Source organism: Peptoniphilus raoultii (assembly GCF_900099555.1).
Taxonomy (GTDB): Bacteria; Bacillota; Clostridia; order Tissierellales; family Peptoniphilaceae; genus Peptoniphilus_A; species Peptoniphilus_A raoultii.
In genome coordinates, this window is sequence record NZ_FMWM01000002.1 from 340,332 (window position 1) to 363,553 (window position 23,222).

The 23,222-nt window shown below is 32.3% G+C and carries 20 protein-coding genes; 8 read left to right on the forward strand and 12 right to left on the reverse strand.

What is annotated here, in order from left to right; all coding sequences use genetic code 11:
* Positions 1-16 precede the first annotated feature (16 nt).
* From BQ4446_RS01585 to BQ4446_RS01605, 5 genes are read right to left on the reverse strand one after another with little or no spacing between them, the layout of a single operon-like run.
* A complete protein-coding gene (locus BQ4446_RS01585) occupies positions 17-850 on the reverse strand; it encodes a class C sortase (RefSeq protein WP_071026067.1) in 834 nt (277 codons plus the stop codon).
* Positions 851-855: 5 nt separating this feature from the next.
* Positions 856-1,692, reverse strand: a complete 837-nt coding sequence (locus BQ4446_RS01590) for a class C sortase (protein ID WP_071026068.1) — start codon at positions 1,690-1,692, stop codon at positions 856-858.
* Positions 1,676-2,671: a class C sortase gene (locus BQ4446_RS01595; protein WP_071026070.1), complete on the reverse strand. Its 996-nt coding sequence runs from the start codon at positions 2,669-2,671 to the stop codon at positions 1,676-1,678. The genes BQ4446_RS01590 and BQ4446_RS01595 overlap by 17 nt, the downstream gene beginning before the upstream one ends.
* A 37-nt stretch (positions 2,672-2,708) precedes the next feature.
* Complete coding sequence (locus BQ4446_RS01600) at positions 2,709-3,953, reverse strand: MSCRAMM family protein (protein WP_071026072.1); 1,245 nt, start codon at positions 3,951-3,953, stop codon at positions 2,709-2,711.
* A 54-nt stretch (positions 3,954-4,007) separates the two neighbouring features.
* The gene (locus tag BQ4446_RS01605; RefSeq protein WP_083329009.1) at positions 4,008-6,227 is read right to left on the reverse strand and encodes a pilin N-terminal domain-containing protein; all 2,220 of its coding nucleotides are present in this window, start codon (positions 6,225-6,227) and stop codon (positions 4,008-4,010) included.
* Positions 6,228-6,741: 514 nt separating this feature from the next.
* On the opposite strand from BQ4446_RS01605, the gene ahpC reads away from it, so the two are divergent.
* On the forward strand, positions 6,742-7,311 hold the full coding sequence (gene ahpC / locus BQ4446_RS01610) for an alkyl hydroperoxide reductase subunit C (protein WP_071026074.1): 570 nt from the start codon (positions 6,742-6,744) through the stop codon (positions 7,309-7,311).
* Positions 7,312-7,696: 385 nt separating this feature from the next.
* On the opposite strand, the gene BQ4446_RS01615 is transcribed toward ahpC, so the two are convergent.
* Positions 7,697-9,583 (reverse strand): ABC-F family ATP-binding cassette domain-containing protein, encoded by a 1,887-nt coding sequence (locus BQ4446_RS01615; protein ID WP_071026076.1) that lies wholly within the window; start codon positions 9,581-9,583, stop codon positions 7,697-7,699.
* Between the two features lie 78 nt (positions 9,584-9,661).
* Here BQ4446_RS01615 and BQ4446_RS01620 point away from each other — a divergent pair, with 78 nt between their 5' ends.
* From BQ4446_RS01620 to BQ4446_RS01650, 7 genes are all read left to right on the forward strand, one after another.
* Entirely contained in the window at positions 9,662-10,303 is a 642-nt protein-coding gene (locus BQ4446_RS01620) for a redox-sensing transcriptional repressor Rex (RefSeq protein WP_071026078.1), read from the forward strand.
* Between the two features lie 5 nt (positions 10,304-10,308).
* Positions 10,309-11,190: a DNA-3-methyladenine glycosylase family protein gene (locus tag BQ4446_RS01625; protein ID WP_071026080.1), complete on the forward strand. Its 882-nt coding sequence runs from the start codon at positions 10,309-10,311 to the stop codon at positions 11,188-11,190.
* The gene (locus BQ4446_RS01630) at positions 11,187-11,885 is read left to right on the forward strand and encodes a DUF554 domain-containing protein (protein ID WP_071026082.1); all 699 of its coding nucleotides are present in this window, start codon (positions 11,187-11,189) and stop codon (positions 11,883-11,885) included. The genes BQ4446_RS01625 and BQ4446_RS01630 overlap by 4 nt, the downstream gene beginning before the upstream one ends.
* A 396-nt stretch (positions 11,886-12,281) precedes the next feature.
* Entirely contained in the window at positions 12,282-12,563 is a 282-nt protein-coding gene (locus BQ4446_RS01635) for a co-chaperone GroES (RefSeq protein ID WP_071026084.1), read from the forward strand.
* A gap of 17 nt (positions 12,564-12,580) precedes the next feature.
* On the forward strand, positions 12,581-14,203 hold the full coding sequence (gene groL / locus BQ4446_RS01640) for a chaperonin GroEL (RefSeq protein WP_071026086.1): 1,623 nt from the start codon (positions 12,581-12,583) through the stop codon (positions 14,201-14,203).
* Between the two features lie 161 nt (positions 14,204-14,364).
* Positions 14,365-15,450, forward strand: a complete 1,086-nt coding sequence (locus BQ4446_RS01645; protein ID WP_071026088.1) for a pyridoxal phosphate-dependent aminotransferase — start codon at positions 14,365-14,367, stop codon at positions 15,448-15,450.
* On the forward strand, positions 15,434-16,735 hold the full coding sequence (locus BQ4446_RS01650; protein WP_071026090.1) for a TraB/GumN family protein: 1,302 nt from the start codon (positions 15,434-15,436) through the stop codon (positions 16,733-16,735). The genes BQ4446_RS01645 and BQ4446_RS01650 overlap by 17 nt, the downstream gene beginning before the upstream one ends.
* A gap of 89 nt (positions 16,736-16,824) precedes the next feature.
* Here BQ4446_RS01650 and surE read toward each other — a convergent pair whose 3' ends face one another.
* From surE to BQ4446_RS01680, 6 genes are read right to left on the reverse strand one after another with little or no spacing between them, the layout of a single operon-like run.
* Positions 16,825-17,574: a 5'/3'-nucleotidase SurE gene (gene surE / locus BQ4446_RS01655; RefSeq protein WP_071026092.1), complete on the reverse strand. Its 750-nt coding sequence runs from the start codon at positions 17,572-17,574 to the stop codon at positions 16,825-16,827.
* Between the two features lie 8 nt (positions 17,575-17,582).
* Positions 17,583-18,368 carry an MBL fold metallo-hydrolase gene (locus BQ4446_RS01660; RefSeq protein ID WP_071026093.1) on the reverse strand — a complete coding sequence of 262 codons (786 nt, stop codon included), beginning with the start codon at positions 18,366-18,368 and terminating at the stop codon, positions 17,583-17,585.
* 46 nt (positions 18,369-18,414) lie between these two features.
* Positions 18,415-19,263, reverse strand: coding sequence for a two-component system regulatory protein YycI (gene yycI / locus BQ4446_RS01665; RefSeq protein ID WP_071026095.1), 849 nt, complete (start codon positions 19,261-19,263; stop codon positions 18,415-18,417).
* A gap of 4 nt (positions 19,264-19,267) precedes the next feature.
* A complete protein-coding gene (locus tag BQ4446_RS01670; RefSeq protein WP_071026097.1) occupies positions 19,268-20,608 on the reverse strand; it encodes a hypothetical protein in 1,341 nt (446 codons plus the stop codon).
* On the reverse strand, positions 20,598-22,412 hold the full coding sequence (locus tag BQ4446_RS01675; protein ID WP_071026098.1) for a HAMP domain-containing sensor histidine kinase: 1,815 nt from the start codon (positions 22,410-22,412) through the stop codon (positions 20,598-20,600). Before BQ4446_RS01675 ends, BQ4446_RS01670 begins: the two co-directional genes overlap by 11 nt.
* Positions 22,412-23,104: a response regulator gene (locus tag BQ4446_RS01680; protein WP_071026100.1), complete on the reverse strand. Its 693-nt coding sequence runs from the start codon at positions 23,102-23,104 to the stop codon at positions 22,412-22,414. The genes BQ4446_RS01675 and BQ4446_RS01680 overlap by 1 nt, the downstream gene beginning before the upstream one ends.
* Positions 23,105-23,222: the final 118 nt, after the last annotated feature.

Sequence of the window (23,222 nt, forward strand, 5' to 3'; positions counted from 1 at the left end):
TAATTCCTCCTCACTTTCATAGCAAAAACTTTATAAAATGTCCTATTACAAAAATTTCTGCTAAAAGTCCAACTATAGATAAAATATTTACTAGCTTAATTCTATTACTGACCTTCTTGTCAGTTTTTATTTCCTCTTTTACTTGCTCAACTTTCTTATCATCTTCCGCCACTCTTTCAGCATTGACTAAAAGCCTTTGTCTCCTCGGCGGTTTTAAGGGTGAACAGGTTAAAAGAGTTATCATATCCTTGCCTTCTATGGGGGCAAGTTTTTCCCATTCGTTAGGATATATAATTTCTTGGCCTATAACTTCATAGACATGGCCTTTTCCTCCTCTTTCTATATAAATCTTGTCGCCATTTTTTATTTCGCCAAGATTTAAAAGCATAAGGTCCTTATAATAACCCCTGTGACCAGCAATAACAGATCTTGTTCCCACTTGACCAATAGGGAGAGCCGTCCCATCAACAGTTGCCAATCCCTTTGCCATATTTGCATCACTTGCCCCTATATAGATAGGTTTTTTAATATCAAGTGATGGAATAGAAAGATAGGCAAAAACTTCATTATTTTTTTGTATCTTATTTATACTTTCATAATCAATGGCATCAAAAGGATCCACTGCCTGTACATCACCATTAATGCTTTTGTTATAAGCTAAAGCCTTTTTATTTTCTTCTTCTAATGTGCCTTCTTCTTTTTGTCTTTGATTCTCTAAAAAATCATTGTAAGCCTTGTTACTCCTAATTTCAGATATAGACATTCCTAAAAATCCATATAAAGGCAGTCCTATTCCAACAATTACTAAAATATAGCCTATGATTTTTTTTAGACTTTTTTTACTTTTCAATGGGCCTACCTCTTTCTTAAAGATCTAAATTTTTTTCTTTCCCTAAACCATATAATAATTAGGACAATAAGAATAATTAGTGAAATTATTAAAAGTTTTAAATAATTGATTTTTCTCTTATTTTGCTTTAGCGCCTCTTCCTGAACAGCCGGTGTATATTCAATTCTGTGGCCCCTAACAAGAAGCCTATGAGAATTTATCATATAAGGCGTGCAGGTTAAAAGAGTAACATAATCTTTGCCACTAATAACAAGAACTTTTTCAAAATCCCAAGGTTCAACAGTAGTAATTTGGTCAACTTTATAGGCAAGTGTTGTTTCAATATTATGAATAAAGAAAACATCGCCCTCATCCAAATCGTCAAGGTGTCTGAAAAGCGTTGCAGACGGCAACCCTCTATGAGCAGTTATAACTGCGTGAGTACTTGCCCCTCCAACAGGAAGGGATGTGCCTTCCAAATGGCCTGCACCTCTTGCCAAAATATCATCGGAAGTCCCTGCATATATGGGAAGGTCTTCTCCAATTTTTGGAACTTCAACGTGACCAATCATCTCTTCAACTTCCAACATTCTGGCATATTCAGCCCTGCCTTCTTTTTCCTTTTCAGTATAGGGATCAGAAAGTTTTGAGGGATCAAGAGAACTATTATAGGCCCTGGCAAGTTCAATTCTTCTTTGAATTTCACTAGAATCCAGTTCCTCTGTGCCGGCATTAAATTTATCGACTTCGTCCTTGGCTTCAATCCTGTAATACCATTGGCTGATAAGAGGATATACAGTAAGTAAGAAGCCTATAATAAAGACTAAAATGAATAAAATATTTTTTTTATTTATCTTCTTCATCTGTCTTGCCTCTTGCTCTCAAATTATTTTTATCTAAATCAAAAATACTTTTTGTCCTTGTGCTTTCATTATTAACATTATTATTAATATTATTTTCATCAGCTGGACCACTATTTAAATCTTTTAACTTCTTTTCAGCTAATTTTTTCTTCTTCCTAAGTCTTAAAATTAAGATAAGCATAATTAATATTAAGACTAATGAAGCATAGAAAAGATTTTTATAGATGTTATTTGCTCTGTGTTCTTTAATATCTTTTTCTTCAATTTCAGGAACATAGTCAATCCTATGGCCTCTAACAAGAAGCCTGTGGGTATTAATCATAATCGGAGTGCAGGTTAAAAGAGTTGCATAATCATGACCTTCTACAATTAATAGGTCATTAAATTCACTAGGAAGGACAACCTTAATTTGATCCACCTGATAGGCAAGAGTAGTTTCAATATTGTGAATATAAAACTTGTCGCCAATTTCCATTTTAGTAAGGTCCGTAAAAAGTCTGGCTTCCGGAAGTCCAGTGTGCGCAGTCAATACTGTATGTGTACTATTGCCTCCTATTGGAAGGGAGGTGCCCTCTAAGTGACCAACGCCTTTTTGTAAAACTTCTTCGGAAGTGCCCGCATAAACGGGAAGGTCCTCACCGATTTTTGGAATCTCAACGTGACCAATTTTTTCATGAATTTCAAGCATCCTGGCATATTCAGCCCTGCCGCTTTCAAGTCTTTCCTTGTTATAGGGGTCTTCAGAAACAACATTTAGAAGAGAATCATTATAAGCCCTTGCAAGCCTTATACGATTTTTAATATCTTCACTTGTCAGTTCCTTTTTTCCCTCATCAAAATCTTCAACCTGATTATTAGCTTCAATTCTATAATAAAAACGGCTAACCAAAGGATATAACATAATTAAAAAACCTAAAAGAAATACAAATCTTAAAATCCAAACCTTTAAAGGCGTCTTTCTTTTTTTCTTTTTGTCCATAAAACTCCTTGCCGCTTTTATATAAATTCCTAACTAACTACGATTTTTCTTTAGAAAAAATAAACACACAGCCCATAGCTATAAGTATAGACCCTGAAATAATTGCAACTATTTGGGTAATATCGCCAGTTTTTGGAATCTTTACCCTAGGCTTATCCTTCTTATTAATAATTGCTTTTTTTGCCTCTTCAAAATAATTTTCATCTACAGTAAAATTAATTTTATTACTGCTGATGATATAACCTTCCGGAGCCATGGTTTCCCAAAGAATATAATCTCCAAATGCCAAATTTTCAGCAGTAAAATTGCCATTGACATCAGATTTTAAAACATATTCCTTGCCATTTACAAGAAGGGGCTCTTCACCATCTTCCGTAACTTTAAGAACTTTAAAATAAGCTCCTTCTAAGGGATTATTATTTTCATCAACCTTAATAAACTTATAGCTGCCAAAATTCCCTGGATTTTTATTATTTACGACCTCAAGTCTTGTGCCCTCATTGCCGTAAATTTCAAAGGAAGTGTCTTCATTAACAATTACATAACCCTTAGGGGCTTTGATTTCTTTAAAAATGTATTTGCCTTCAGGAAGATTTTCAATGGCAATCAGCCCATTATCATCAGTAACAAGCTCCCTTGTCTCTCCCTTATCATCATAAGAATTTCCAGAAAGTTTAACCTCTTCCAAAGACTTGTCAAAAACCTTATATAGTTTAAAAACAGCTCCCGGAAGTTTATTTCCGTCATCTGAAAGCTTATAAAGTTCAACCCTATATTTTGGTGGTGGGTTAGGAGGTTTATCTGGTGGATATTCAGGCGGCTTTTTAGGTTTTTTGTACTCATACTTTGGAAGTACATCAAAATCCCTGCCATCTCTTGAAGGCATAATAATTAAAAATGCCTCAACCTTTGGAGACTTGCCATCATTAGTTTCCTTTACAAGATAAGTTCCATCTTTTAATTCAAAAGTAATTAAGCCCATATCCTTACTTTCATTAAGTATACTTGGCCCCACCAAAAAATGATCATAGGTCTTTTTAAGATCATCATCAGATTTTTTTGAGAGCTCAGACAAAAGTTTTTGTTCATCTGAGGGACGAGCATCCATAATCTTATAGATTTCAAAACTTCTTCCTTCAAGGTCCTGCATATAAGGAGATAGGGGAATTTTTATAGTAACATTCCCCTTATCTTCATATGCAAAAACATTTGTTAAAGAAAGCACTTGGAGGAAAATAAGGACAAATAGAGCCTTGTTTATTAAATTAAATTTCTCTTTCATAATTCCTCCTACTTTCTAAATTATTTTATAAGATTTAAAATCTTGCCCTAAAAATTATTGGTCTTCTACCTTATTCTTCTTCATTGCGTATGCAGCACCACCCATTAGAGAGATACCTGCAAGTGCAAATACTAAAGTACCAATACCACCAGTTTGTGGAATACTTACCTTCTTATTCTTAATTTGTTGACCGTAATGTTGAGTTTCACCATCTTTTATTTCTTTTTCGTACTTCATTTCTGCAGCTGTTCCATTGTAAGTTCCTTCATCAACTACAAATGTATAAGTATTGTTGTTATTTGCATATCCTTCTGGTGCAGCAGTTTCCACTAAAGTATATGAACCTTTATCAAGTCCTTTTACTTCAAATTTACCTTCATTATCTGAAACAAATTTAATGGCATCTTCTTGTTTTTTAACCCACTTGTATTCAGTCTTTGCAAGAACAGCTTTGTTATAAGCATCTTGTGCAGCAGTTACTTTTTGCTTTTCTTCATCCGTTTGTTTATCTTTTTCTAACTTATTGTAGGTTTCTACAGCTTTGTCTAAGGTTTCTTTAGCAGTTTTAATCTTTTCGTCTGCTTTAGCTTTTTCTGCATCATCTAAATAAGCAAGGAATTCTCCTCCATCATTTTTAATTACAAATTCAGCACCAAATAATCTTTCAACTTTTTCTTGAGTTCCATCATTATTAAAATCAACGTTATTGATTTTAATAAATCTCTTACCATAAGTTACAACCTTTGGTTCTGATGGATTTAGTGGCTTCGGATTGTCCTTGTCACCTTTGTTTGTAATTTTTACAACACCATTTTCAAATGATACATATTCCGGTTCATAACCTGCAACACGTTCTACAACCTTATAGGTTTTATTATCGTCAAGATCTGTAAAAGTATATTTAAATTGTTCTTTAGCACCAACTGTTACAGACTTAACTTCTTCCCAATCATTTCCTTTTTGTTCATAAAGAGTATAGGTTACAATTGCGTTTGCGTCTGCCTCAGTTGTTTTGTTGTCGCCATCTCTATCCCAAGATTTTTCTACACTAATTTTTTTGTCTTTAGGATTACCAGTCTTAGGTTCTGATTTTACTTGTGGTTTGTGTCCATAATAGAAGATAACGTCATTGGCTTGTGGAACTTCAACAGGAGTATCCCTATTAAGCATTGCAGAATATGCAAAGTTTAATGTAACTGCACTAAATTTTGCAGCATCTGTTACTTTTTTAAGTCCTGCTTCTGTAAAGTCAACCTTATATCCTCTGGCATCTTCTTGAACTGTGTAGTCAGTTCCCTTATCAAAAGTTAAGGTCTTTTCGTCTGCACCTTCTGTGTATTTTCCACTTATAACTAAATCTTTCTTATAAGTTAAACCATCCATCATGGAGTCATTCCATGTTAAGAACTTGTAGTCAGCATCTTTTGGAATTTCAGTTTGAACTACGTATTCTACTACATCGCCAATTTTTCTACTAACAGTATCTTTTACTCTTTGGTTTTGATCATACTTGATTTCAGTATCAGTAGCTTCTGCAGTATTTCCTTTGAAGTTCTTGTCAATTTTTGGAGCATCTTCAGTGTTCTTTGGATAAACATGAGCATCTGTAACTACTCCCTTTTCATTTACAAGGGGAAGAGTTAAGATAACTGGTACTGCATACATTCCTGTTAGTGATGTTTCTTTTCCATCAACATTTCCCTTGTAAGTAGATTTTTCTTTTACTTCAAGGATTCTATAAAGTCCTGTAAAACCTTGAGTTTGAAAAACCGCACCACCTGTTTCAGTCTTTTTCCCCATAATATCAGTTTGAGCTAAAGCTCTTTTTGTATAATCAGCTTCACTTTCACCTGGGTTGCGTTCTATTTCATCCCCATCTACGTTAATATAAGACCAGTTTGCATCTTTCTTTTGTTCTTCAGCACTATTTTTGTCTACGTTATCTGCTGCAGTCCATCTTTGCCATACAAAGTAAACTCCTGCAATTTCTGAAGCACCTTCACCAAAATAATTACCAATATCAGTGATTTGTTCACCTGTGTATTTGATTCTTTTGCCATCTACTTCTTTAAAGCCTTCTTGCTTGCCTTCTTTGCCAAAGTATTCAGCTGCTCCCTTTTCCTTTAGTAACATCTTATGCAATGTTACAGAGCCTGTTGTTTTTTCTCTCTGATCATCTCCTCGATCATTTTGTGCAAGAGCTGTTAATGGAAGTGCAAGAATAGAGAAAATCATTGCAAATGCCAGTAACATTGAAATAACTTTGTTTTTCATATTATCTCTCCTTATAAAAAATTTAGGGCACTACTTTTATTAATAAAAGTATACTCGTACACTACAACCTAATTATAGCATTAAAGTTGCAATTGATGCTGATTTACTAGAAATTCTACGTTTTTGTTGTTTTTTTTTTTTTTATTTTCTTTTAGTAAATCTTTTCTTTTTGTTTTTGGGTTTTGAAAGTAATATTTGACTTTTGTAAAATATTACTTTCAAAATTCCATTATGAAAAACTAATTTTTTTAAAAAATTGCTATAAATTTTAAAAAAATTTTTGCTTTTTAATCTATAAAAAATAAGTTTTTGTTTTTATAATACTGTATAAAAAATTTCTTTCTTATATTTATTTCAAAGATATATATAATGGTGTGTTTATTTTTCAGAACTAAAATTTCTTCCATTTATTTAAATTTTATGTCCTTAATTCTGATTTAAAAATATAATCTTGTGGTATATTATCTATATATAAGCAATATAAGTTATATATAATAGAAAGAAGGAGGAAAAAATGAGCGAAAATTTTATTGGTAAAGTAATTGAAGACTTTAAGGTTCCGGCTTATTATGACGGAAAATTTATTGATGTTTGTAGAGATGATTTAAAGGGAAAATGGTCTGTTTTCTTTTTCTATCCAGGCGACTTCACTTTTGTTTGTCCTACTGAATTAGAAGACATTGCTAAAATTTATGATAAATTCCAAAATATTAATACTACTGTTTATTCTGTTTCTACTGATTCTGAATTTTCTCATAAACAATGGCACGAAAGTTCTGAAGCTGTAGGTAAAACTAACTTCCCTATGATTGGTGATAGGGCATTAAAACTTACTAAATCTTTTGGTGTTTTAATTGAAGAAGAAGGTCAAGCTTTAAGGGGAACTTTTATTGTAAATCCTGATCTTGAAATTGTGGCTTATGAAATTCACTCACCTGGCATTGGTAGAAATGCTAAAGAACTTTTGAGAAAGGTTGAAGCTGCTCAATTTGTTTATGAACATGGCGACAAGGTTTGTCCTGCAGCTTGGGAACCAGGCGATGATACTTTAGAGCCTGGCATTGATTTAGTTGGAAAAATTTAATTTTTTTGTTTTTTAATATTGGAGGGCTGTCTTTAATGAATGAGCGTTAGCGAACGGGTGGACAGTCCCTCTTTTTTATGTTTAAAAGCAGGACAAAAAAGTAGAAAAAAGCAGGGCTGTCTTTAGCGAATAAAATGAGCGTAAGGCTGTCCTGCTTCAAAAAATTATTAATTTGTTAATTATTTTTGTGGATAAGTTTTAATGTTAATTGATAATAGGCTGGGGAAAACTATAAATTTTAATATTTTGGACCATGAATTGTAAATTCACAGTAAATGTTTATAAATTTTTCCTAAAAGGTCCTTTTTTATGTGGATAATGTTCATAACTTTGGGGATAAAGTATTGGCCTATTTATTTGCCTGTGGAAAATTCTTCAAAGTTTTTTAACTTTTCTCATCTAAACTAAACCATTCTTCATAAAGATTTTCTATTGATTTTTCAAGGCCTTCACGTTCTTTTGAAAGTGATGAAATTAAAGAAAAATCGTCGTAGGTCTTATTATTAACCAGTTTTTCATCGACTGTGGATAAATCTTTTTCAAGTTTTTTTATTTCTTCTTCCAGCTTCTTCTTTTTATCATTTAGAATCTTTTTTTCCCTGCGATTTTTTTGGTCTTCTTTTTTCTTTTTTTGAATTTCTGTTTTGGAAATATAGACTTCTTCCTCTTCTTCCTTTTCTGTTTTTTCCAAGTAATAGTCATAATTTCCAAGATACTCATCAATGCCGTCTCCACTCATGGCAAAAATTTTGCTGCACACCTTATTTAAAAAGTATCTGTCATGGGAGATGGTTAAAATTGTTCCCTCATATAATTTTATAGCATCTTCTAAAATTTCCTTTGAATCTATATCAAGGTGGTTAGTGGGTTCGTCAAGTAAAAGGAAGTTTGCCTTTGATAGCATTATTTTTAAAAGGGACAGTCTTGCCCTCTCGCCCCCTGATAAATCTGAAATTATTTTAAAAATATCATCACCAACAAATAAAAATTGAGCAAGATAAGAACGAATTTGAAAGTGATTAAGCAGGGGATAGGCATCCCAAATTTCATCAATCACTGTGTTTTCGTAATTTAAATTTTCCATTTCTTGGTCAAAATAGGCTATTTTTACATTGGTTCCTATAATAAATTCTCCGCTATCTTGAGGAATTTTCCCTGTAATTATTTTAAAAAGTGTTGATTTGCCTACACCATTTGATCCAATTAAGCCCACCACATCTTTTTTATAGACATTTGCTGATAGGTTTTCAAAAATTTTTCTATCTCCAAAAAATTTTGACAGGTCTTTAATTTTTAAAACTTCTTTTCCTGATTCAATTTGAGTGGAAAAGCTGATTTTCCCCTTTTTTTCTTCTAGGGGTTTGTCTAATTTTTTCATTTGGTCAAGGAGTTTTTGCCTTGACTTACCTTGGCGAATAAATCTGTCCCTGCCTAGGCTCAAATATCTTTTTATTATTTCCTCCTGCCTTTTTATTTCTTTTTGCTGATTTTCATACTGTTTCTTTAAAAGTTCTAGGTCTTTTTTTCTTTGGGAAGAATAGGTATCATAATTTCCCCTATAGGAATGGGAAACTCCATGGTCCAGCAAAACTATTTTATTTACAACGTTATTTAAAAAATATCTGTCATGGGAAATTAAGATTAATGACCCCTTATAGTCCTTTAAAAATTTTTCAAGCCAAGATATGGCTCCTATATCAAGATGGTTTGTCGGTTCATCTAAAAGTAGGAGTGAGGAGTCTGTTAAAAGAAGTTTTGCAAGGGCAACTCTTGCCTTTTCCCCGCCGCTTAATTTTTTTATTTCCTTCGAAAATTCATCTTCTGTAAAGCCAAGACCAATTAAGGTCCCCCTGATTTTTGAAGGGTAAGAATAGCCCCCTCTTTCATTAAATTTTTCCAAAAGATGGGCATAGGAATTTAAAAGGTCAAGAGATTCGGGATTTTCAGAAATTTTTTTGGTGAGTTCTGAAAGGTCCTTTTCCATTTTAATAAGATGATTAAAAACTTCTAGGCAGTTTTCATAAACTGTTCCCTTTAATTCTAAATTTAGCTGCTGCTCTAAATATCCCATAGACAAATCCTTTTTCTTAAAAATTTCTCCACCGTCATAGGATATTTCTCCCAAAATTATTTTAAAAAGAGTTGTTTTTCCAGCCCCATTTGTGCCAATCAAGCCTATTTTGTCGCCCTCTTCCACAATTAGGTCTGCTTTTTTTATGACTTCTTTATCTATATAAGTTTTTGATATGTTTGTTAAGGATAAATCCGGCATAGTAACCTCCTCTTGTATTTTAACAGAATTTACAAAGCTTTAAAAGATTGTTATAATATTTTAAGTTGGGGGTGAATTATGCCTAAATTATCTAAGGAAATCTCAAATACGGTAATAAGAAGAATGCCTATTTATCATAGATATTTATCAAATCTTATTGATGAAGGTGAAAATCGTGTTTCTTCTCAAAGGTTAAGTGAGCTGACAGGATTTACTGCATCGCAAATAAGACAAGACTTAAATAATTTTGGAGGCTTTGGCCAACAAGGATATGGCTATAATACAAAAGAATTAAGAAAAGAAATTGACAAAATACTTGGAATTAATCGTGAATATAAAAGTGTGCTTATAGGGGCAGGAAGACTTGGAGGTGCTATTGCAAGATATAGCGGTTTTAGGACTTCAGGTTTTAATATTATGGCACTTTTTGATGTTAAAAAAATTGACGATGTGGAGGGGCTTCCTGTTCTTCCAATGGAAGATTTTAAAAAATATGTAAGTGATCATAATATTGAAGTTGCAATAATAACAGTTCCGGCATCTAGCACTGAAGATGTTTGCGATCTTGTGATTTCATCAGGCATAAAAGGAATTTGGAATTTTTCTCCCCATGACTTAAAAACTCCTGATGGGGTTGTGGTTGAAAATGTTAGACTTAATGATTCTCTTCTCATTCTTTCCTATTATCTAAAGAATTTGTTAGAAGAAGAGGAAAATTAAATTTTATGGATTTTAAAATTTTCCCTGATTATGTACTTATAGAAAATGCTGATTCTTTTGACCCTAAAGATGTCTTGACCTGCGGTCAGACCTTTAGATTTTATGAAGAAGAAGATAAGTCTTTTACCCTTGTTGCCCACAAAAGGGTTATTAATCTTAAAAAAACATCTCATGGCCTTATTATAAAAGGAACAAATGAAGAGGATTTTAATAATATTTGGAAAGAATATTTTGATTTAAATAGAGATTACAAAAAAATAAAGGATGATCTTTCAAAAATTTATCTTATGGATGAAGCCATAAAATATGGCGAAGGCATAAGAATTTTAAATCAAGAAAAATTTGAAACTGTCATTTCCTTTATAATCTCTGCCAATAATGGCATAAAAAGAATTAGGGGATCAATTGAAAAAATTTCCAATTTATATGGTGATTTTTTGGGAGCAGATCACAATAGGGCCTACTATTCCTTTCCCTCTCCATCTGTTTTAAAAAATGTTGACCCAGCAGAATTAAGGCAAAAAACTGGAGTTGGCTTTAGGGACAAGAGAATTGTTGAGGCGGCAAAAATGATTGATGAAGGTCTTATTGATTTAGAGGAAATTGACAAAATGAATCTTGAAGATGCAAGGGAAAATTTGCAGGTCCTACCTGGTGTTGGCCCAAAAGTCTCAGACTGCATTCTCCTTTTTGCCTTTAAAAGACATGAATCCTTCCCTGTTGATGTTTGGATAAAAAGAGTTATGGAAGAACTTTATTTAAATAAGAAAGTTCCCAAAAACAAGGTGGCAGACTATGGAAGGAAAGTTTTCGGACCCTATGCCGGTTTTGCCAACCAATACTTATTTTATTATGGACGTGACAATAAAATAGGAGTAAAAAAATGATAGGCGTTATAGCAAATGCACTTGCTGTTTTAATTTTAAGTTTTTTAGGTTATAGGCTGGGCCATAAAATCCCAAAAACTTTTCAAGAAACAATTTTATCCTTTATACCTATTTCCATATCAATGATAGGAATTAATGCCGGCCTTAAGGGCGATACAATAGTAATTATTGTATCCCTTGTTCTTGGAATAATTATTGGAGAGGCCCTTGACATTGAAGGGGCAGTTAATAAACTAGGCATAAGGATTAAAAAATTTTTTATTAAAGAGGGCAGCGATTCAAAAAACGCAAATTTTGTAGATGCTTTTGTTACTTCAACTCTTTTGTTTTGCATGGGTTCCATGGGAATTTTAGGATGCCTTGATGCAGGAATTTCTGGAAACTATGACATTTTATTTGCCAAAGCATCAATTGACGGAATTACATCATTTATTTTGGCAACAACAATGGGTCTTGGTGTTGTCTTTTCTTCTCTTTCACTTCTTGTTTACCAAGGTACGCTTACCATTCTTGCAGGATTTTTAGCACCAATCTTTTCTGAAAGTGTTATTGCAAATATATCAGGCATTGGCGGCATTATGATTTTTGCCATTGGACTTAAAATGCTTGATGTTAAAGATTTTAAAATTGCCAATACCCTGCCAGCACTTCTATTTCCTCTTATTTATGAATTTATTATTAATTTAATAAGATAGTTTTTATATTATTTTAAAAATGCGAGGGACTGTCCGCTTTTTTTATGAATTATTTATAATTATTTTTCTATTTTTCTTTAATTTTTATTTTTTTTAAGTGTGAGGGACTGTCCCTCTTTTTTTAAAGTTGTTTTATTTTGAATTATATTTATTTATATTTTATTTTATGATAATTACATTTCTTAATTTATGAAAACCGTCCACAAGGGACAGTCCCCAGGTTTTCTTTTACGGTGACAGTCCCTAGATTTTTTCAACAAATGTGAAATTTTTGTTAAATTTTAAATTTCAGCTCCTTTTCTCTTGCAAATTCCCTATAAATATATTATTATAATAAGTGTTAGCACTAGAAGCAAGTGAGTGCTAAGTTAAAAGGTATGGAATTGGAGGTATATTATGAATTTAAGACCTTTAGATGACAAAATAGTTATTAAAAAAATAGAAAAAGAAGAAAGAACAGAGTCAGGAATTGTTCTTCCATCAAGTGCAAAGGAAGAATCAAATGTTGCTGAAATTGTTGCCCTTGGCAATAAAATTGACAAGGATGAAGATATGAAAGGTCTTCTTAAAGTTGGAGACAAGGTTGTATTTTCAAAATATGCGGGTAGCGAAATTGAAATTGAAAAGGAAAAATTTACTATTATTAAGTTCCAAGATATTTTAGCAGTTATTGAATAAGAAGAAAGGTGATAAATATGGCAAAAGAAATTAAATTTGCAGAAGATGCAAGAGCTGGCCTTATTGAAGGCATTAATAAACTTGCGAATACAGTAAAAGTAACTCTTGGCCCAAAGGGCAGAAATGTTATTTTAGATAAGGAATATGGAACTCCGCTGATTACTAATGACGGTGTAACTATTGCTCGTGAAATTGAATGTGAAGATAAGTTTGAAAATATGGGTGCACAACTTTTAAAGGAAGTTGCAACAAAAACAAATGATGTTGCTGGTGACGGTACAACAACTGCTACTCTTCTTGCCCAAGCTATTATTTTAGAAGGTATGAAAAATTTAGCAGCTGGTGCAAATCCTATGATTCTTCAAAAGGGTATTAAAAAAGCTGTTGACAAAACTGTTGAAGCTATTAAAAAATATTCAAAATCTGTAGATTCAAAAGATGAAATTGCACAAGTTGCATCTGTATCTGCTGCTGACGAAGAAATTGGAAATCTTATTTCAGAAGCCATGGAAAAAGTTGGCAATGACGGTGTTATTACTGTTGAAGAATCAAAATCTATGGGTACAAGCCTTGAAGTTGTTGAAGGTATGCAATTTGACAGAGGATATTTATCTCCTTATATGGTAACTGATTCTGAAAAAATGGTTGCTGAACTTGACGATCCATTTGTTTTAATTACTGACAAGAAAATTTCAAATATCCAAGATATCTTGCCTTTACTTGAACAAGTTCTTCAACAATCTAAACCTCTTCTAATTATTGCTGAAGATATTGAAGGAGAAGCTCTTGCAACTCTTGTTGTTAACTCTTTAAGAGGAACTTTAAATGTTGTTGGCGTTAAGGCTCCCGGCTATGGGGACAGAAGAAAAGATATGCTGCAAGATATTGCAATCTTAACTGGCGGCAAAGTTATTTCCCAAGACCTTGGACAAGAATTAAAAGAAGCTACAATTGATATGCTGGGAAGATGCGGCAAGGTTAGAGTTGAAAAAGAACTTACTGTTATTGTTAATGGTTCTGGAGATAAAGGAGAAATTGACAAGAGAATAGGTCAAATTAAATCACAAATTGAAGAAACTGATTCTGATTTTGACAAGGAAAAATTACAAGAAAGACTTGCAAAACTTGTTGGCGGAGTTGCTGTTATTCAAGTTGGTGCTGCAACTGAAGTTGAATTAAAAGAAAGAAAACTTCGTATTGAAGATGCCCTTTCTGCAACAAGAGCAGCTGTCGAAGAAGGTATTGTTCCAGGTGGCGGAACTGTTCTTCTTGACTCTTGTGATGAAGTTGAAAAACTTGTAGAATCTTTAGAAGGCGATGAAAAAACTGGTGCAAATATTATCTTAAAGGCTCTTGAAGCTCCTGTAAGACAAATTGCAGAAAATGCTGGTGTTGAAGGTTCAATTATCGTTGAAAATATTAAAAATAAAGAAAAAGGCGTTGGTTATAATGCACTTACTAATTCTTATGTGAATATGATTGAAGAAGGTATTGTTGACCCAACAAAGGTAACAAGATCTGCCCTTCAAAATGCAGCTTCAGCTTCAGCTATGATTTTAACAACAGAAGCAGCTGTTGCAAATATAAAAGAAGATAAACCACAAATGCCTATGAATCCAGGAATGGGCGGTATGATGTAAAAATATTTTTTGGGGGACGCTTTTGCGTCCTTTTTTATTTAGAGGACGGTCTTTAGTAAATTTTGCTTCAGAAAATTTTACCTAAGGCTTTCCTCTTTTATTTTTCCTTTTTTATTTAACTTTAATTTCATTACTGATAAAATATAAAGGAGGTGATAAGCTTGGAAAATTTTCACGGTGCCAATCTTTTTGAATTAGCAAGGGAACTTGACTGCAAAACTGAAGATATTATGGATTTTTCATCTAATATCAATCCCCTGAGTCCAAGCTCCAAAGCCCTTGAATTTTTAAGGGAAAACCTATCTTTAATTAGGACCTATCCCGATCCAAATTACAAGGATTTAAAGGCTGCCATTTCATCCTATGCTGGCGGTAATTTTCAAAATATTATTTTAGGCCTTGGATCAACAGAAGTGCTTTCTAATGCAATTGAAATTATAAGACCTAAAAAATCCCTTCTTTTATCTCCCTGCTATAGTGAATATGAAAAGGAATTAAAAAAAGCTAGATCTGAAATTTTTTACTATCCTTTAAGGGAAAAAAATAATTTTGCCATAGACCTAAATCTTTTAATAGATACAATTAATAAAGAAAATATTGACCTATTTGTGTTTGCTAATCCCAATAATCCCACAGGGTCAATTTTATTAAAGGATGAGATAAAAAGTATTTTAGAAAAAACTAAGAGCTTTGTATTAACTGACGAAACCTATGTTGAATTTACTGATATGAATCTTTATTCTGCAGGAGATTTGACAAAATCTTATGAAAATCTTCTTGTCACTAGGGGGACTTCAAAATTTTTTGGCGTTCCGGGCCTTAGGCTGGGCTATGGATTAACTTCCTCTAAAAAACTTTTAGAAGCCTTTAAAAATAGGGAAATCCTCTGGCAAATAAATATTTGTGCCGACCTTATGGGTCAAAAGATGTTTTCCGACAAAGAATATATTAAAAAAGTCTATGAATTTATGAAAAATGAAAGGGAAAGAATTTTTGAAGACCTTTCAGAAATTTCATCTCTTAAACTTTTTAAATCCTATGGAAATTTTATCCTTGTTAAAATAAAGGGAGATTTTTCTGCAAAAGACCTTAGGGAAAAACTAAAAAAGTCCCGAATCATAATTAGGGACTTATCAAATTTCAAGGGGCTTTCAGAAAAATATTTCAGATTTTGTCTTTTAGATAAAAATTCTAATCAAATTTTTAGCCAAAAGTTAAAGGAGCTTTTGTATGAAAAAAATATTTAAAATTTATCTATTCATTTTACTTTTTTCTTTGATTTTTGTAAGTGGTCAAGAAGTTAAGGGAGAAAATAAAGGCCAAAGTCAAAAAATTAATATTAGCCCTTGGGCAGTTAGTGATTTAAATGATGCTGGTTTTTACGGGATCTATCCCTTAGATAAAATTAAGGCAAAGGCCGACTACAAAAGAATAGCTGACAAGGAAGATTTAGACACCCTTTATAAATTCACTAAGGAAAAATTAGGAGCACTTGGTATTTCTGTTAAAAATGAAAATTTTATTTTTAAGGATTTTAGCAGAAAGGAAATCTTGTCTTCCATAAATTTTTTATTAAATACAGATGACTCTTTTTCTCAAAAAATCTTCTTTGGTTCAAAAAAAGATGATTATTTGATGGTGAAGATTCCTCTTGAAGAGGCAATTTCCCTATATACAAGAGCTACAAGGATTAGAATAAACGAAAGCGGCAAGGCTGCCAAGGCTTTCTTTTATGAGGCCACAAAAGATGGATCAAAGGCCTATCTTTTGGGATCAATCCACCTTGGGACTAATGAAATGTATCCTCTTAAAGATGAAATTTTAAAGGCTTTTAAGGAAAGTGAAATTTTATATTTTGAAATCGACTTAACTGACCCAGACCTTCAAAATTTTTATGACCAAGAAATGTTTTATAAAGATGAAGGATCTCTTAAAAAAGACTTGGGAGATGACCTTTATAAAAGGCTGGAAGAAAGCTTAAAAAAATTAAATTTAAATATAAAAAATCTTGATAAAGTGAGACCATGGGCCATTTATTCCACTCTTTCCATGGACCATGAAAATAAATATGGCAAGGTCCTTGGAGTAGAAAGATATTTTCTATTTTTAAGCGAAAGAGAAGGCAAAGAAGTTGGAGAACTTGAGAATGCTCAAATGCAGTCCAAACTTTTTACAAGACTTTCCACAGAAACCTATAAAGAATTAATAAAAAATATTTTAGATGAGCTTGACAAAAATTCCTATAAAAATATAAATAGGGGCTTATATTTAATACAGGAAGCATGGATTCAAAATGATTTGAAAAATTTTAATAATTTAATTGGAACAGAAGCTTCAAATGAGGCAGATAATGAATATAATAAGTCAATTACTGATGGCAGAGATGAATATATGGCAAAGAAAATTGACGAGATTTTAAGAGAAAAAAAGGGCAGGATCATATTTGTTGTAATTGGAGCTGCCCATGTTGCCCCGGAAAATTCTGTTAGGAGATTTTTAGAGGATATGGGATATAATGTTAGTGAAAAATAATTATTTTTTATTTAAGAGGGACCTCCCTCTTATTTTTTTGCAATTTTTAGCCTTATTTTATTTCAAAAAAATAAGGCTAGTATTTAGCCTTAGTCTATAATTTCCTTTAAACTTTCTATGGATTTTTTATTTGTTGAATCATAAATAAGGGGGCTTACTGTTGCATAGCCTTGGTTTAAATAATATATATCCGAATCTCTATCGCCATTAAACTGTTTTGGAAAGCCCTTTAGCTGTAGGTTGTATTCATTTCCTTCACTAGTTATATCATAAATGCTCATTACATCTCTTCCAACTTTTGCAACTTTAATTCCCTTAATACCATCATAGGGAAGATAGGGCACATTTAAATTGTAGACCTGATTAATTTTAATGTCCTTTATTTTTTCAAATAAATCCATGGCTATTTGGGCGGCACTTTCATAATTTACCTGACCATTGACATAGGACGATGAAACTGCAAGAGATCTTATATTAAATAGATTTGCCTCTATTGCTGCTGAAACTGTGCCTGAATATAAAACATTTGTGGCTGCATTGTAGCCAGAATTTATACCTGAAAAGCAAAAATCAAATCTCTTTTTACATAAATGGACTGCTGCCCTTACGCAGTCTGCTGGAGTTCCAAAAACTCTAATGGCTTCCACTTCTTCAAGGCCTTCAAGTTTTAAATTTTGAACCACAAGAGGGGTCTTAAAAGTTATGGCATGGGATTTTCCTGAATTTTCTACATTTGGTGCCGCTATTGTAATTTTATGGCCCATTTCTACTAATTTTTTGGCAATGACCTTTATTCCTTCTGCTAAGATTCCATCGTCATTTGTAACTAATATTTCCATTTAACCTCCTATAAGTCATAACTTTTGCCGGGAACATATCTCGGTGCCACGTCTAATTTATAGTCTATGTCTTCTAAAATATTTTTTCCTCTTAAAAAATCTGTGCAAGTTTTTTGGGCAAGTTCAGGCATATTATTTTCTGTTGAAAGGTGGGCCAAAACAATTTGCTCGCCCTCTTTTTTCAATAATTTTTCTAAAACTTCTGCCGAATTTTCATTTGAAAGATGACCTTTTGTTGACATTATTCTTTTTTTTGTGGGCCAAGTGTATCTTCCATTTATAAGCATTTCAACATCATGGTTTGCCTCAATATAATAGAGTTTTGACCCTTCCATTTTTTGAAGGGACTCTGTATTTACCCAGCCTGTATCTGTTATCAGGGAAACTTTTTTGTCACCTTCTATGGCAAAACCGCAGCCCTTTGCACAGTCATGAAAAGTATCTATGGGATTTATATATAGGTCCTTAAATTTAAAGGGTCGATTATTTTCAAATATATAGACATTTTCTGCCTTTAATTTTTTGACAGTAACTTCCATGGCCTGAAGAGTTTCAAGGTTTGTAAATACTTTTATATTATGCCTTCTTGAAAGAACTCCTACAGATTTTGCATGGTCAGTATGCTCATGAGTCACAAAAATTGCATCAATTGTTTCGGGATCAATGCCAACGCTTTTTAAATTTTCTTCAATTTTTCTGCCTGATAAGCCTGCATCCACAAGTATTCTTGTATTATTATATTCTAAAAACTGGCAATTGCCTGATGAACCGCTTGCTATTGATATAAATTTCATAATGCCTCCAATATTAATTTTAACATAGGTCTAAATTTTTGTTAAATTAATATTCATCCATAACTATGTTGTCGCCGTCTTCAAATTCAATTCTCCAAGATGCAATTGCCCTGCCTTGAAGGGCCTTTGTTATATCTTCAATATAGCCTTGGTCTTCAGGATTAAAATAAAAACAGTCTTTTATGGAAATTATTTTTTTGCCATAGGCCTCCTCCTTATCAACAAGACCAAGTAAGGCTCTTGTGGCTGATGATAGGGTGATTTTTCTCTTTGATTTCTCCAAAACATTAAGCCACAACCTATCCATGGAAAGTACCCCTCTCTTGTCGACAACAAAATTTGTGTAGGAGGATTCTAAAATTTTCCTCTCATAGATTTTTGTATAATTTAAATAAAATTTTCCTTCATCTTCAGTGCAATAATTTAAATTCATATCATCTATACGGTACTTATGGCTAACTAAAAAATCATTTACAATTTTTTCTGCATCTTTTTTGTCTTCAAGTTCATATTTTTCCTTACTTCCCGAATACTCATAAAAAATTCTTCTATAATTAAAAAGATTTATATGCTCATCATTCCAATTTATTTCAACCCTATCTGTGGAAGGATGAGTAATTGTGCCTGCATTGTTAAAAAATCTCCTTTTAAGGCTATCCTCATCATAGGATTCAAATTCCACTAAAAGGCTTGGAAGTTTGGGATGCCTTTTGGGGATGGCACAGGAAATTTCTATGTCATAGTCCTCTAAAATCTTTTTTGTATTTTCTATGAACTTTGGAGAAAGGGACTGATCCAAGGATTCGCTAAAATTAAGTAGGACCAATACAAATAAAATTAAATTTGTAATTATTAAGGAAACAATTAGTGTTGTCTTTGATTTTTGCCAATCCATTTTATCACCTTATTAAAAGAAGTTTGCCATTTGAAATGTCAAAGTAAAATTTTTTATTTGCATAGGTTAGTTCATAGGCAAGATTTAGGGAAGTAGCCTCATATAAATCTTCAGTCATATAGACTATATTTAAGTCACTTATATTTTTTAAAATTTCCATGGGGTCTGTCCCTTCAAGATAAGGAAGGTTTTCTGAAACCACATCATCAATCCTTAAAATTTTTATATTTACCGGCATATAATTTGGGTCTTGGGTTTTTTTATAATAAAATTCCCTATAGGATTTTACATGATCTGAAAAAACTTCCATTTCAATAAAGGCCCCGTCCTTAGAATTAAAAACTAAATTTTTCCCAGATTCCTTAAAATTATAGTAAAATTTATAGCCCTTAGAATTTTGAAAGTCTAATGGCTCAATTTTATCTAAATAAATTTTTTGATACATACCAGAATTTTTGGATAGAAATTTTAGGGATGTAACAATGGAAGAATAGAGATTTCTATCCCCTATATCAATTAATTTTTCGTCTGAAAATTCTAGGATTGAATTGCTGTTAAAGGAAAGATATTTATTTTCAAAAATATAGGAAGTCTTGTCAAATTCTTTAATTTCCCTTATGGCATCTAAATCTGAACCCAAAAATCTTATGGCAAGATTATTTTTTATGGACTCGTCAATTTCATTAATTGAAGGTTCATAATAAATTCTTTGGCTTTCAATAAAGAATGAATCGGGAATTAATAGGTCCTTATTAATACCAAAAACTTCTTTAAAATTTAAGTAATTTTTCCCTCTTTCCGGGGCACTATCAAGGAGCCTTTGAATATTTAAATTTGTCTTAAGACCAGTCAGCCTATAATAATTATTGGACCCACCAATATAGACCTCATTTTCTCTTGAAATATAAATGGAAGAAACTGAAATATTAATATTATTATCAAGTTTTTCCTCGCCCATAAGATTTATTAATATTGAGCCTGAAAGGGGAGATGAAAATTTAAAGACTAGGGATTTTTGGTCCTGAAGGGATAAATATTCTTCAGGGCTTATAAGAACAACATTTTCTGATCTTACATTTAACATAATTTCAGAAATATCTCTTGCATAGGCCCTCCAATAATTCTTAAAATTATTTAGCATATAGTGCTCTTTAGGTCCTAAATTTACTACTAGGCTTACCGGCATAAAAACTTCCACGGAAAGGTCATGAGATTTAAAATCGCCTTCATCTGATTTTTTTGGTATAGAAAATCTTAGCCACAAATAGGATGCCTGTAAAAGAAGTAAAATTATTAAAAGAAAGAGGGCAAGATTTTTATAAAAATCCTTTGATTTAAAATTCATAAAATTCACCTGCCGGGAAATATAGGGAAACTTCTGTCCCCTTATTTAAAACTGAATCAATTAAAATATCTCCCCCAAGGGATTTTATCATTTCTTTTGCAATGGAAAGCCCAAGACCTGTGCCGCCCATAGACCTTGACCTTCCCTTTTCAACCCTATAAAATCTCTCAAAAATTTGTGGAAGGTCGCCCTTGGGGATGCCAATGCCGTTATCCCTAACCTTAATTAAAATATAATTTTTATTGTCATAGGCATAATTTTCTGCAGAAATTTTTATTTTTCCATGATCTTTTGTATATTTAACGGCATTTGAAATAATATTTGTCAAAATTTGGTCAGCTCCATGCCTGTCTGTATGTATATTTCTAATTCTTAGGGGTACGTCTATGGAAATTTCCTGGAATTTTTGAGAAATTAAAAGATTTTGACTTTCTAGGGCCTCTTCAATAAATTCATAGGTAGAAAAGTCACTGATTATCAAATGCTCTCTCTTGTAGTCTATATTTGAAAGGACTAAAAGATCTTTTACAAGCCTTGACATCCTATTATTTTCCCTTTCAATTACCCTTAAAAATTTTATTTCATCCGCCTTGTCAACTCCATTTATTAAAGTTTCGGTGTAGGATGAAATTGTTGTTATAGGAGTTTTAAGCTCGTGGCTTACATTTGCCACAAATTCCTTTCTCAAAACATCAAGCCTGTGCTCCTTATTTACGTCTGCAAAAACAATAATAAGGCCTTCATTTTCATCTAAATCTGATTTGTAGGGAGCATATTTTATCTTATAAAAATATTTATTTATTTCTAATAGGGCCTCACCCCTTAAAGTTTTTTCATTATTATAGTCAATATCTTTAAGGCCGATTTTTGAAATGTCAATTTTTGTATTTAATCTATCATCTGTAAGAGAGAGAAGATTTTTTGCTATATTATTGGCATGAATCAAAGTGTTATTCCTATTTATGGCTATAACTCCCTCTGCCATATAATTAAAAATTGTGTCAAGTTTTGACTTTTCAAGGCCAATTTTTGCAATTGTAGAATTTAGCTCATCTGTTAAATAGTTAAACATTGTTCCCAATTGACCAATTTCATCATTTGATTTTACATCAACTCTCTGATTAAAATTTCCCTTGGCCATTTCCTTGGCCTTTCTGGTAACGTCCCGAATAGGTGTTGTAATTGAATTTGCTATAATATAGCCTAAAACTGATGTGATAAGAAGGGCAATAATTGTTGCATAGGAAAGAATGACCTTAGATTCTGAGGTCATTTCATAAATTGAAGACAGGTTTTCTGTCATATAAATAATTGCTGCAACGCTGCCCTCACTTAAAAGAAGGGGCCTTGCAATATGTTTTACTGAATGAGGATCTTTTTTACTCATTACAACTCTTTCACTTTCTCTGCCCTCAAGAGCTCCTGAAATTAATGAGGCTTCTAAAAAAGGAAGGGCATAGGCAGATTTATTTAAAAGATCAGCATCTTGGGAAACTGAACTAGCAAGGACTTTAGGATTTTTGTCTGTTGACAAAATATATACGCTTTGACCTAAACTAAGGCCCCAATTTTTTAAACTTCTGTCCAAATTTAAAAAAGAAGCCTTATCTCCATTTAAAAGAGTTGAAGTTGCCGTTGCAATAGAAGATATAGTTTTTTGCATATTTTCCTGAACCTTATCCCTTTGGATACTTTCAAGTCTTTGGACAATAAAAGATCCCACAATTGACATGGAAATAAGTACAAGAATAAAATATATTAATACAATTCTAAATTTAATACTTTGAAAGGCATTTTTAAACATTAATCGGCCTCTTTGTCAAAATAATAGCCCACTCCTCTTTTGGTAATTATATATTTATAGTCCTTAGAAGTGTCTTCAATTTTTTCTCTAAGCCTTCTTATAGTTACATCAACAGTCCTAATGTCCCCATAATATTCATAGTCCCAGACTTTCTCTAAAAGCTCCTCCCTTGAAAAAACAGTGCCGGCATTTGTTGCCATAAACTTTAAAAGTTCAAATTCCCTAAGGGTAAGTTCTATTATTTTATTATTTTTCTTAACTTCATATTTATTTAAATTTATTTCAAGTTCTCCTATTTCCAAAAACTGATCAGCATTTTCGGCTTGTGCCGTAAAACGGCGGAGAACTGCCTTAACTCTTGCCAAAAGCTCCCTAATTGAAAAGGGTTTAACAACATAATCATCAGCTCCAAGTTCAAGGCCCAAAATTTTATCCACTTCATCTTCTCTTGCCGTAATCATAATGACAGGCATTTCATTTTCTTTTCTAATCTCTTTTAATGTATCAAAACCATTTAATTTAGGCATCATTATGTCAAGTAAAACCAAGGAGTAAGAAGTTTTTTTAACAAAGTCTAAAGCTTCAAGGCCATCTTTTGCAATATCAACTGCATAGCCCTCTCTTTCAAAATTAAATTTTATTATATCTGCAATAGCACTTTCGTCATCGACTACTAAAATTTTTGTATCCATTTAACCACCTTTTAAAGTATTATATCATATAAATTTACAAATAAAAATTTGAAGGGATCTTCAAAAGATTAAAAATTCCTTAAATTTAAGTAATTAAAAAAAGAGCCCTTAGGCTCCC

Bases quoted from the DNA above. Each gene is read 5' to 3' on its own strand.
- BQ4446_RS01590 (WP_071026068.1), bottom strand. From the start codon at position 1,692: ATGAAGAAGATAAATAAAAAAAATATTTTATTCATTTTAGTCTTTATT.
- BQ4446_RS01595 (WP_071026070.1), bottom strand. From the start codon at position 2,671: ATGGACAAAAAGAAAAAAAGAAAGACGCCTTTAAAGGTTTGGATTTTA.
- BQ4446_RS01600 (WP_071026072.1), bottom strand. From the start codon at position 3,953: ATGAAAGAGAAATTTAATTTAATAAACAAGGCTCTATTTGTCCTTATT.
- BQ4446_RS01605 (WP_083329009.1), bottom strand. From the start codon at position 6,227: ATGAAAAACAAAGTTATTTCAATGTTACTGGCATTTGCAATGATTTTC.
- ahpC (WP_071026074.1), top strand. From the start codon at position 6,742: ATGAGCGAAAATTTTATTGGTAAAGTAATTGAAGACTTTAAGGTTCCG.
- BQ4446_RS01615 (WP_071026076.1), bottom strand. From the start codon at position 9,583: ATGCCGGATTTATCCTTAACAAACATATCAAAAACTTATATAGATAAA.
- BQ4446_RS01620 (WP_071026078.1), top strand. From the start codon at position 9,662: ATGCCTAAATTATCTAAGGAAATCTCAAATACGGTAATAAGAAGAATG.
- BQ4446_RS01625 (WP_071026080.1), top strand. From the start codon at position 10,309: ATGGATTTTAAAATTTTCCCTGATTATGTACTTATAGAAAATGCTGAT.
- BQ4446_RS01630 (WP_071026082.1), top strand. From the start codon at position 11,187: ATGATAGGCGTTATAGCAAATGCACTTGCTGTTTTAATTTTAAGTTTT.
- BQ4446_RS01635 (WP_071026084.1), top strand. From the start codon at position 12,282: ATGAATTTAAGACCTTTAGATGACAAAATAGTTATTAAAAAAATAGAA.
- groL (WP_071026086.1), top strand. From the start codon at position 12,581: ATGGCAAAAGAAATTAAATTTGCAGAAGATGCAAGAGCTGGCCTTATT.
- BQ4446_RS01650 (WP_071026090.1), top strand. From the start codon at position 15,434: ATGAAAAAAATATTTAAAATTTATCTATTCATTTTACTTTTTTCTTTG.
- surE (WP_071026092.1), bottom strand. From the start codon at position 17,574: ATGGAAATATTAGTTACAAATGACGATGGAATCTTAGCAGAAGGAATA.
- BQ4446_RS01660 (WP_071026093.1), bottom strand. From the start codon at position 18,368: ATGAAATTTATATCAATAGCAAGCGGTTCATCAGGCAATTGCCAGTTT.
- yycI (WP_071026095.1), bottom strand. From the start codon at position 19,263: ATGGATTGGCAAAAATCAAAGACAACACTAATTGTTTCCTTAATAATT.
- BQ4446_RS01670 (WP_071026097.1), bottom strand. From the start codon at position 20,608: ATGAATTTTAAATCAAAGGATTTTTATAAAAATCTTGCCCTCTTTCTT.
- BQ4446_RS01675 (WP_071026098.1), bottom strand. From the start codon at position 22,412: ATGTTTAAAAATGCCTTTCAAAGTATTAAATTTAGAATTGTATTAATA.
- BQ4446_RS01680 (WP_071026100.1), bottom strand. From the start codon at position 23,104: ATGGATACAAAAATTTTAGTAGTCGATGACGAAAGTGCTATTGCAGAT.